Consider the following 9,940-nt stretch of genomic DNA (forward strand, 5'->3'; position numbering starts at 1 on the left):
CGCGTGTTGCCGCGGAACCTCGCGTATCGGACTTGCCGGGCTACGGCTGGTCCACCGGTCCCGCCCGCGCCGCGGCCACCGCGTCACCGGATCCCACCGCGGTGAGGCCGGCCCGCACCCCGACCGTCACGATCGCGTCCCAGCCCTCGATCCTGCACTCGCGCAGGGTGACCCTCATCCGGTCCGCGACACCCCGCGCGGCAGCGCACGCGGCCTCGCCCCCGCGGTCCAGGGCGGCAGCGGCGGCCAGCGCGCCGAGGTCGGCCGCGGCCTGGGCCCGGTGCCGGGTCGCGACCGCCGCGCCCAGGTGCCCGATCACCAGTGCCAGCGAGATCAGCGCGAGCATCGCGAAGCAGGCCAGCACCGTCGCCGCACCCCGCTCGTCCCTCACGGCGGTCCGCCTCCGCCGTCCGATTCGGCCTGCGACATTTCCTCCACCGCGGCGACCGCCTCCGCGGAGATGCGGAGCAGGGGCAGCAACGCGACGCCGGTCGAGACCCGCGCCGTGACGTACCTGCCCTCCTCGCGCACCTCCACCCGCGCACCGCCCGGCGCGACCCGTCGGCCCGCGGGGACCGCCTCGTCCCGGTCCCCGCGGGCGACGAGTCTGGCCGACTCCCGCGCCGCGTCGACACACCGAACATGTGCGGACACCGCGAGGACCGAGCCGACGCAGAGAATCACGACCACCACGATCGACGCGATGGCGATCGCGGCCTCCACCGTGACCGCGCCCGTCTCGTCGGCAACCCGGTCGAACCGCCCGCTCACACCGCGGTGTTGAGCGCCTTGTCGATGATGTTGGTCAGTGCCGACACGATCGAGTCGCCGGTCACCACGGAATACAACACCGCCCCGAAGGCCGCGGCCGCGATGGTCCCGATCGCGTACTCGGCGGTGGACATCCCGTCCTCCGCCACCGTCGCGATCAGCAGCCGGTGCCGTGTCGCTACGACCACGTCCCGAACCCGACCCCGAAACGCCCTGATCGACATCATGTTCCCCCTTCTCGACGACCGACGCGGTCTCTCCGCGGCGGCGATTCGGAGCGCGCACGGGCGCGCTCACAGCAGTCCTTGCCCGAGTACCCGGGTGGCCAGTCCGACCACCACCGGCACGATCCCCAGACACAGGAAGGCCGGCAGGAAGCAGAGCCCGAGCGGCCCGCTGATCAGGACCCCGGCACGTTCGGCAGCCGCGGCGCCGCGGTCCTCGACGACGGTCCGGCGGTCCGCGGCCAGCTCCGTCATCGCGGCGGCGAGCGAGGATCCCGACCGCGCCGAGCGCCGAGCCGTCCGCGCCAGCGTCTCGGTTTCCGGTTCCGCTGCGGCCCTCTCCCACGCGATCTCGGGCTCGGCACCGAGCGCGAGCAGGTTCGCCGCCGAACGGAGCGCTCCCGCAATCGGTTCGGGACTGTTCGGCGCGACCGCGGCCGCCGCGACCGCCATCGGCAGCCCCGACCTCAGACAGGCTGCGAGCAGGTCGTATCCCGCCGCACCGGCCATCGGATCGTCCTGTGCCGGGCCTGCGGCGGTCGCATCGCCAGGTGCCGGGGTTTGCCCGACGGCCGCGCGAAGGCGCCCCCTCGCGGCGGTGACGCCAGGGGCCACCAGCAGTGCCGCCGCGAGCAGCATCGCGGCGAGCGCGCTCATCCCGCCACCCGACCGGTGATCCGGTCCGTCCACAACAGCCCTGCGCACACCAGCACCGTGCCGAGTACCAGCAGGACACCACCGAGCCCACCGGACAACAGCACCCGCAGCGGACCGGCGCCCATCAACTGTCCGAGGGCGATCCCCAGCAGCGGCAGACCGGCCAGCACCGCGGCGGTGGCGCGGGCACCCGCCAGCCCCGATTCGACTCGGTCACGGAACCTGATGCGCCCCAACAGATCCGTACGAGCGGCATCGAGAAGTTCGGCCAGGGCGATGCCGTGCTGTTCGGCGACCTTCCAGGCCGCCGCGATCCGATCGAGGTCGGCGTCGATCGCTCCGCCCGGTGCGCGTAGTCCCGCTGCGGCACTGCCGCCGAGCCGGGCGGTTGCCGCGGCACCGCGGAACGCCTCGGCGGCAGTACCTTTCGCCTCCTCCGCGGCGGTCGCACAGGCCGCGGCGGGGTGCGTGCCGACCCGCAGTTCCCCGACCGCGGCCTCCAATGCCGCGAGCAGGCCCCGCTGTTCGGCGACGCGGTCACGGCCCAGGCGCCGCCGCCGCACACGGTGCGCGACCGTGCAGGCCAGGGTCGCCGCGGCGAGGGCGGCCGCCGGTCCCGCCAACGCGGCCGCCGCGACGACGCCGACCCCGATCGCCCGCGGGCCCCAGACCCGCGCCGCCCGGACCGAGCCTGCCTGCGCCGGGCGCAGCCGCCTGCTCGGGTCGCCCGCGGGCGCGACGACCAGCGCGAGCGCACCGAGGAGCAGCGCGGGGATCACCGATCCGACCGTTCGAGCAGCACCTCGAGCCGATCTGCTCCCGCGCAACGTGGTTCGCGCGCCGTCCAGGCCGGCACGACGGTGACCTCACCGTGCCGATCCCGTTCGAGGACGCCGATCTGCGCGAGGCGGCGGCGACCGTCCGCGACGCGATGCACGTGCAGCACCACCTGGACCGCGGCGGCAAGCTGACTGTGCAGCGCGGCGCGGTCCATCCCGCCGAGCGCCGCGAGCGCCTCGAGCCGGGCGGGCACCTCCTCCGGCGAGTTGGCGTGCACCGTGCCCGCGCCACCGTCGTGACCGGTGTTGAGCGCGGTGAGCAGGTCCACCACCTCGCCGCCGCGCACCTCGCCGACCACGATGCGGTCCGGGCGCATCCGCAGGGCCTGACGCACCAACTGACGGACCGTCACCTCCCCCACCCCCTCGACGTTCGGCGACCGTGCGACGAGCCGCACCACGTGCGGGTGGGTCGGCGCCAGTTCGGCCGCGTCCTCGACGCAGACGATCCGTTCCCGCACATCGACTTTCGCCAGCAACGCGGCCAGCAAGGTCGTTTTGCCTGCGCCCGTTCCACCGACCACGAGAAAGGCGAGTCGGGCGTCGACGATCCGGAGCAGCATCTCGTGCGCGTCCGGCGGCACCGTGCCGCTCGCGCGCAGCGCGTCGAGGCCCTCGGCGGCCGGCCGCAGCACCCGCAGCGACAGGCAGGTGCCGGCCTGGGCCACCGGCGCCAGGACCGCGTGCAGCCGCACACCGAAGTCGATGCCGGGAGAACCGGGCAGCCTGCCGTCGACCCAGGGTTGGGCGTCGTCGAGCCTGCGTCCCGCGGCCAGTGCCAGCCGTTGGGCGAGCCTGCGGACCGAGGCCTCGTCCGGGAAGGACACGTCGGCGCGTTCCAGGCCGGACCCCCGGTCCACCCACACCTCGTCCGGCGCGGTGACCAGTACGTCCGAGATGTCCGGTTGCGCCAGAAGCGGTTCCAGAACCCCGGCGCCGGTCAGTTCCGTCTGCAGCACCCGCAGTGCGCCGAGCAGGTCGGTGTCGCCGAGCACACCGGAGGACTCGGCCCGGATGGCCGCGGCCACGGCAGCCGGGGTCGGCGGCATGGAGCTCTGGGCCAGGCGTCCGCGGACCCGGTCGAGCAGGTCCGCAGAGATCAGCGCGCTCACGGCGCCCGCCTGGCGGCGCCGACACCGAGGGCGTCGAGCACGGTCGCGGCCGCACCGGCGAGCGGCGATCGCCGGCGCAGTCGCAGCCCGCCGTGCTCGAGCGCGCCCGCCAGACCCGGCTCGGGTCGCATGGCCGCGAGCAGCGGCAGGCCCAGCAGGTCCGCGATGTCGGCGGCCCGCAGGCCACCGGGAGCGGGGCCGCGCACCACGACCCCGACGTTGGGGTTGCTGCCACGCACGGCAGCCACGAGCGCCTCCGCGGCCGCGGCCGCACGCAGCTGGGCCGGGACCACCACCACAACCAGGTCCGCCTGGTCCAGGACCGACTCCGTCGCCGGAGCAGACTGCCGGGGCAGGTCGCACACCACGACGTCGCCCGTGCCGCGTCCGGCCTCGACCACCGCCCGCAGCGCCGCGGCGCCCGGCGCAGTCGCCCCCGCGCCCCTACCGCAGGACAGCACCGCGACGCCGTCATCGGTCCGTGGCAGCGCGTCGTGCAGGGCCGAGGCCGAGACCGCGCCGCCCTCGATCACCACCGCGGGCCAGCGCAGTCCGGGGGTCTGCTCGACACCGAGCAGGAGGTCGAGCCCGCCACCCCGTGGGTCGCAGTCGACCAGCAGGCCACCCCGGCCGCGACGCGCGGCCGCCGTCAACGCGGTGGCCGCGGCGAGTGTCGATGCCCCGGCGCCACCGCGGCCGCCGACCACGGCGATGACCGACCCGCCCCCGGCCGGGCGATCCCGGACGCGGGCCAGCGCCGCGACCAGGACGGCCTCGTCGTCGGGGAGGGTCAGGACGGTCTCCGCCCCGACCGCGGCGGCGGCCCGCCACTCGGACAGCCCGGGCGCCCCGACGCAGACCAACTGAACCGCCGCCCGGCGCGGCAGCCCGGCGGTCGCGCACTCGTGTGCGCAGTCGGCATCGAGGAGCAGGTGCGCGGCGACGTCCCAGACCCGGCGCGGAATCGCGACGGCGTGCTCGGAGAGGGGCCGATCCGCCGCCGCGGCGGCTCGGCGGATGCTGACGGCGAGTTCGAGGTCCTTCGTCACGGCGACCACCTGGCGGTCGGGTGTGGCGTGCGTGGCGTCCATGCAATCGAGCCTGCGCGGCGGTCGCATGCGGGAAAAGGGGAAGCCCGCCGATTGTGGACAACTCCGGAACTGTGGACAGATTCTGGTACGGATGCACCAGTCCGGATCCGTACGGCGCGAAAAGCGCGAGACCGACCGTAGATAGAGGAAGACCCCCGCCAGGGGGGGAGGAGGCGGGGGTCTTCGGAGTTCAGCCCCGGGGGGTCGGGCTGAACACACCCAGATCAAGTCCAGGTGGTTGCAATACTACACCCCGGCCGCGGAGAAATCGCAAGTTCAACTGGTCGCTTGTTTACCTTGCGGATCGCGAGAACCATCCGAACCGGTCGCCGACCCGCACCGGCCAGGGCGGACAACTATTGTTCGAATCGTGACGGCAGACGCGAGTGGAAAGTCCGACGGCGGCCGAGTGGCGGCGTTCTTCGACCTGGACAAGACGATCATCGCCAAGTCGAGCACCCTCGCCTTCAGCCGCCCGTTCTTCGACCAGGGCCTGATCAACCGGCGATCGGTCCTCAAGAGCAGCTACGCCCAGTTCCTGTTCCTGCTCTCCGGCGCTGATCACGATCAGATGGAGCGGATGCGGACGCACCTGACCAACATGTGCGCCGGCTGGGACGTCGAGCAGGTGCGGGCGATCGTCGCCGAGACGCTGCACGACATCGTCGATCCACTGGTGTTCGCCGAGGCCGCCGACCTGATTGCCGACCACAAGCTCCGGGGGCACGATGTCGTTGTGGTCTCCGCATCGGGCGAGGAGGTGGTGACCCCCATCGCCCGCGCGCTCGGAGCCACCCGTGCCGCGGCGACCCGGATGACAGTCGAGAACGGCAGATTCACCGGCGAACTCGACTTCTACTGCTACGGCGAGGGCAAGGTCGAGGCGATGCGGGAACTGGCCCGCACCGAGAACTACGACCTCGACCGGTGCTACGCGTACTCCGACTCCTCCACCGACCTGCCGATGCTCGAGGCCGTCGGACACCCCACCGCAGTCAACCCGGACCGCGCGCTCCGCAGGGAGGCGGCCGGAAACGGTTGGCCCATACTGACATTCTCCAACCCGGTCCCGCTCCGCGACCGGTTCGCGACTCGATCGACGGCAGCAGTGGCGACCACCGCGGCCGTCGGGCTCGGCGCCGTCCTGGCGGGGGCGTTGACGTACGGAGTACTGCGGCGGCGACACTGAGACCAGCGGAAAACTGATCTCGATCGAGTACCGAAAGCCCTTGCTGTGCGTGGGGTCACAGGGTACAAAGGAGTTACGGACGAACGGCAGGCCAAGGTCGAATCGGAAGAGAAGAATCGATCTCCCAGTCGGGAAATCCCAGCACGGACACCAGGCACCCACGCGGAGCAGCAAGCCACTATAAGGGCAAAAGTGTTGTGGGCCTGCGCGACTCGAGCACACGTCGGCGAGAACCTTGCACCAGTTGCAGAGGCGAACTGACGGTACCCGGGCCTACGCCGAGGCCGTAAGAAATCACAACCCGCAATGTACGCTTGGTAACCCGGTAGTCCGTGCTAGCGGGCGGTGAGGTCGACGGGAGTCGGCATCACCGCCCGCTTCGCATGCTCGAAGTCGAAGTCCCCCAAGGAAATTCCGCTTCCCGCGATGACTCGGACGCCGTACAGCCCGACGGACACCGTAAACTCAGCTCGTCGCGGCCTCGGCAATCGACAGCGCCTCACGCGCCCCGGCCTCCAGAGCGCCGCAGCACAGGATCACCCAGCTACCGACGCCCTCGGCCGTCCCGGCCGCGAAGCCCGCGGCGCCGTCGCGGTACGCCTTCTGCCTGCGCAGCCAACTGACCTCCGGCACACCGAGATTGTGCGGATCCAGGCCCGTCGAGGCGGCAACCAGTCGCGACGCCGCCCGGGCAACGACGCCGTCCGCGCTCCCGAACGGCTCGAGCGCCAGCAACTCACCGTGCACCACCGCCGCCAACACCGGCGCCGGCGCCTTCGTGCCGCCGGTGACCAGCTGGGCCAGCAAGTCGAGTCGCTCCCCCACCCCTTCCGCGGTGCGCGGCCTGCCGAGTTCCGCCTCGTCGGTGACCAGGCCGGCGGCCGCGAGCAGGTGCAGTCTCGCCAGCGCCTGCAACGGCGCCCGCTGCCAGGTTGCCGTCATGATCGTCAGCGCGTCACCGTCGAGGGCCTGACCGACCCGCAGCGCGCCAGCGAGGACAGGGTCGCCGGCCTCACCCTCGACCGGGAGCTCGGTGCTGCCGCCGTCGATGGCGGCGGACGCACGCGCCGCACGGACCGCGGCCTCGGCCGCGGTCGTCGGCCAGCCGCGACGGTTGGTCTTGTGCCTGTGCACCTCGCCGAGCGCGTCCCGAGCCCGGTCGGCGGCGTCGAGCACGCCGGGCAGGTCGAGGAGGGGCTGCAGGGGGTCGCTCACGATGGTCGACGCTACCCGCCGACGGCCGACGAGCCGCACGCAGACGACCATCGACGACCGGATCGGGCAGGCGCTAGCCGCCGTCCGTCTCCCCCGGCCCGTTCGACACCTCGCCGATCTGTACCGACCCGTCCGGACCGACGACGAAACCGGGATTGTGCGCGACCTCCCAGCGGAACCCGTCGGGGTCGGTGAAGTACCCGCTGTACCCGCCCCAGTCCCTACGACGACCGGAGCGCAGCACCGCACCACCCGCAGCAGCGGCGGCCGCGAGGACGGCGTCGACCTCGGCCGGGGAGTCGGTGAGGTGCCCGAGGGTCAGCGGCGCGCTGCCGTCGCGCCCGACCGCAGGCGCCGTCGCGCCGGCCTCGGCGTCCATCTCTGCCCGCGACCACAGCGACAACAGCATTCCGTGCCCGATCTGCAGGAACAGCACCTCGCCGGGGACGTACAGCGTCGGCGTCCAGCCGAGCCCGTCCACGTAGAAGGCGCGGGTCGCCGCGAGATCGGCGACCCCGAGGGTGATCAGACTCAACTGCTGGGTCATCGCACGGTCACTCATGCGTCCACTGAACCATCCACCGCGCCGAGACGTCTTGGACGATTCGGACATCGGCGGCCGACACCTTTCGGTCGTGCGCAACGGACCTCCATCGCGGCGGCCGTCCACTCGGCGCACGCGGAGCACCGCCGGTCGCACGAAATCGACCGATCGGCGCAGATGGCGGGCCTGCAACCCGCTGCAACGGTGCGCTCGCGGTCACATGTGACTACCCTCACAGCAGCGTTCGAATGTACTTCACGGCGGCTCGGTTCGCCGTGCAACCGCAAAAGATGGACCACCGAAAAGAGGGCACGGGCGATATGACCAGCAGCACCGCCGACACCAACACCGTCGAGAGCTACCCGCCCAGCGCGGAGTTCACCGCTGCCGCCAACGCCGGCCCCGAACTACAGGCAGCGGCGGACGCCGACCGGCTCGGCTTCTGGGCAGACCAGGCCGAGCGCCTGCACTGGCACGAGAAGTGGACGCAGGTCCTCGACTGGTCGGACGCCCCGGTCGCCAAGTGGTTCGTCGGCGGCAAGCTCAACGTCGCCTACAACTGCGTCGACCGCCACGTGCTCGCGGGCAACGGCGACCGGGTCGCCATCGCCTTCGAGGGCGAGCCCGGCGACAGCCGCGCCCTGACCTACAACGACCTGCACGCCGAGGTCTCCCGCGCGGCAAACACATTCACCGATCTCGGGCTGGTGGCCGGCGACCGCGTCGCCATCTACATGCCGATGATCCCCGAGGCCGTCGTCACCATGCTGGCCTGTGCGCGCCTCGGCCTGACCCACTCGGTCGTCTTCGCCGGCTTCTCCGCCTCCGCGTTGCGCTCGCGCATCGACGACGCCGAGGCCAAACTGGTGGTCACCACCGACGGCCAGTGGCGGCGCGGGCAGGCGGCACCGCTCAAGGCGGCCGTGGACACTGCGGTCGACGGTGCCGCGTCGGTGCGGAACGTGTTGGTGGTCAAGCGAACCGAGATCGACGTCGAGTGGACGCCGGGCCGGGACCTGTGGTGGCACGAGACGGTCGCGAACGCCTCCCCGGAGCACGAGGCCCAGCCGTTCGACGCCGAGCATCCGCTGTTCATCCTGTACACCTCCGGCACGACCGGCAAGCCCAAGGGCATCATCCACACCTCCGGCGGCTACCTCACGCAGGCGTCCTACACGCACCACAACGTCTTCGACCACAAGGCCGGCAAGGACGTGTACTGGTGCACCGCCGACATCGGCTGGGTCACCGGACACTCGTACATCGTGTACGGCCCGCTGTCCAACGGCGCGACCCAGGTCGTCTACGAGGGCACCCCCAACTCGCCCGACGAGCACCGGCACTTCGACATCATCGAAAAGTACGGCGTCAGCATCTATTACACCGCGCCGACGCTGGTGCGAACCTTCATGAAGTGGGGCCGCGAGATCCCCGACGCCCACGACCTGTCGTCGATCCGGCTGCTCGGCTCCGTCGGCGAACCCATCAACCCGGAGGCCTGGCGCTGGTTCCGCGACGTCATCGGCGGCGGCACCGCACCGATCGTCGACACCTGGTGGCAGACCGAGACCGGCGCGATCATGATCTCGCCGCTGCCCGGCATCACCGCCACCAAGCCCGGTTCCGCGATGGCACCGCTGCCCGGCATCAGCGCGAAGATCGTCGACGACGACGCGCGCCCGCTCGGCCCGGGCGGCAGCGGCTACCTCGTGCTCGACCAGCCGTGGCCGTCGATGCTGCGCGGCATCTGGGGCGACATGGAGCGGTTCAAGGACACCTACTGGTCGCGGTACGCCGAGGAGGGCTGGTACTTCGCCGGCGACGGCGCCAAGTACGACGACGACGGCGCGCTGTGGGTGCTCGGGCGCGTCGACGACGTCATGAACGTCTCCGGGCACCGGATCTCCACCTCCGAGGTCGAGTCGGCTCTGGTCAACCACCACGGTGTCGCCGAGGCCGCGGTGGTCGGCGCCGCCGACGAGACCACCGGGCAGGGCATCGTCGCCTTCGTGATCCTGCGTGAGGGCGTCGAGAACACCGGCGAGGTGCTCATCGCCGAACTGAAGGCCCAGGTCTCGACCGACATCAGTCCGATCGCCAAGCCGCGGCAGATCACGATCGTTCCCGAGCTGCCGAAGACCCGCTCCGGCAAGATCATGCGCCGCCTGCTCCGCGACGTCGCGGAAGGCCGCGACCTCGGGGACACCTCGACCCTCGTCGATCCCAAGGTGTTCGACGCGATCCGGGGGAAGTAACTCCCCCGCACTCACCCCCCGGCGAAGGTGCCCCTCACACACG

At 71.9% G+C, this 9,940-nt stretch carries 11 protein-coding genes; 2 read left to right on the top strand and 9 right to left on the bottom strand.

What is annotated here, in order from left to right:
• Positions 1–40: 40 nt before the first annotated feature.
• The 7 genes from ACFVH2_RS18030 to ssd form a co-directional block, all read right to left on the bottom strand.
• Positions 41–391, bottom strand: coding sequence for an Rv3654c family TadE-like protein (locus ACFVH2_RS18030; RefSeq protein WP_378423241.1), 351 nt, complete (start codon positions 389–391; stop codon positions 41–43).
• Positions 388–771: a TadE family type IV pilus minor pilin gene (locus tag ACFVH2_RS18035; protein WP_378423239.1), complete on the bottom strand. Its 384-nt coding sequence runs from the start codon at positions 769–771 to the stop codon at positions 388–390. The genes ACFVH2_RS18030 and ACFVH2_RS18035 overlap by 4 nt, the downstream gene beginning before the upstream one ends.
• The gene (locus ACFVH2_RS18040; RefSeq protein WP_378423237.1) at positions 768–998 is read right to left on the bottom strand and encodes a DUF4244 domain-containing protein; all 231 of its coding nucleotides are present in this window, start codon (positions 996–998) and stop codon (positions 768–770) included. Before ACFVH2_RS18040 ends, ACFVH2_RS18035 begins: the two co-directional genes overlap by 4 nt.
• A gap of 66 nt (positions 999–1,064) precedes the next feature.
• Positions 1,065–1,652 (bottom strand): type II secretion system F family protein, encoded by a 588-nt coding sequence (locus ACFVH2_RS18045; protein ID WP_378423235.1) that lies wholly within the window; start codon positions 1,650–1,652, stop codon positions 1,065–1,067.
• Entirely contained in the window at positions 1,649–2,431 is a 783-nt protein-coding gene (locus ACFVH2_RS18050) for a type II secretion system F family protein (protein ID WP_378423233.1), read from the bottom strand. The genes ACFVH2_RS18045 and ACFVH2_RS18050 overlap by 4 nt, the downstream gene beginning before the upstream one ends.
• The gene (locus ACFVH2_RS18055; protein ID WP_378423231.1) at positions 2,428–3,603 is read right to left on the bottom strand and encodes a TadA family conjugal transfer-associated ATPase; all 1,176 of its coding nucleotides are present in this window, start codon (positions 3,601–3,603) and stop codon (positions 2,428–2,430) included. Before ACFVH2_RS18055 ends, ACFVH2_RS18050 begins: the two co-directional genes overlap by 4 nt.
• Complete coding sequence (gene ssd / locus ACFVH2_RS18060; RefSeq protein WP_378423229.1) at positions 3,600–4,694, bottom strand: septum site-determining protein Ssd; 1,095 nt, start codon at positions 4,692–4,694, stop codon at positions 3,600–3,602. Before ssd ends, ACFVH2_RS18055 begins: the two co-directional genes overlap by 4 nt.
• 358 nt (positions 4,695–5,052) lie before the next feature.
• On the opposite strand from ssd, the gene ACFVH2_RS18065 reads away from it, so the two are divergent.
• Positions 5,053–5,883, top strand: coding sequence for an HAD-IB family hydrolase (locus tag ACFVH2_RS18065; protein WP_378423592.1), 831 nt, complete (start codon positions 5,053–5,055; stop codon positions 5,881–5,883).
• Between the two features lie 465 nt (positions 5,884–6,348).
• Here the strand turns inward: ACFVH2_RS18065 and ACFVH2_RS18070 are convergent, their stop codons facing one another.
• Both ACFVH2_RS18070 and ACFVH2_RS18075 read right to left on the bottom strand, forming a co-directional pair.
• Complete coding sequence (locus tag ACFVH2_RS18070) at positions 6,349–7,098, bottom strand: oxidoreductase (protein ID WP_378423227.1); 750 nt, start codon at positions 7,096–7,098, stop codon at positions 6,349–6,351.
• A 73-nt stretch (positions 7,099–7,171) separates the two neighbouring features.
• A complete protein-coding gene (locus ACFVH2_RS18075; RefSeq protein ID WP_378423225.1) occupies positions 7,172–7,660 on the bottom strand; it encodes a VOC family protein in 489 nt (162 codons plus the stop codon).
• Between the two features lie 302 nt (positions 7,661–7,962).
• Here ACFVH2_RS18075 and acs point away from each other — a divergent pair, with 302 nt between their 5' ends.
• Entirely contained in the window at positions 7,963–9,897 is a 1,935-nt protein-coding gene (gene acs, locus ACFVH2_RS18080; RefSeq protein ID WP_378423223.1) for an acetate--CoA ligase, read from the top strand.
• Positions 9,898–9,940: the final 43 nt, after the last annotated feature.

The organism is Rhodococcus sp. NPDC127527 (genome assembly GCF_042672245.1).
In the GTDB taxonomy this organism is placed as follows: domain Bacteria; phylum Actinomycetota; class Actinomycetes; order Mycobacteriales; family Mycobacteriaceae; genus Rhodococcus_G.

Bases quoted from the DNA above. Each gene is read 5' to 3' on its own strand.
- ssd (WP_378423229.1), bottom strand. From the start codon at position 4,694: ATGGACGCCACGCACGCCACACCCGACCGCCAGGTGGTCGCCGTGACG.
- ACFVH2_RS18045 (WP_378423235.1), bottom strand. From the start codon at position 1,652: ATGAGCGCGCTCGCCGCGATGCTGCTCGCGGCGGCACTGCTGGTGGCC.
- acs (WP_378423223.1), top strand. From the start codon at position 7,963: ATGACCAGCAGCACCGCCGACACCAACACCGTCGAGAGCTACCCGCCC.
- ACFVH2_RS18040 (WP_378423237.1), bottom strand. From the start codon at position 998: ATGATGTCGATCAGGGCGTTTCGGGGTCGGGTTCGGGACGTGGTCGTA.
- ACFVH2_RS18075 (WP_378423225.1), bottom strand. From the start codon at position 7,660: ATGAGTGACCGTGCGATGACCCAGCAGTTGAGTCTGATCACCCTCGGG.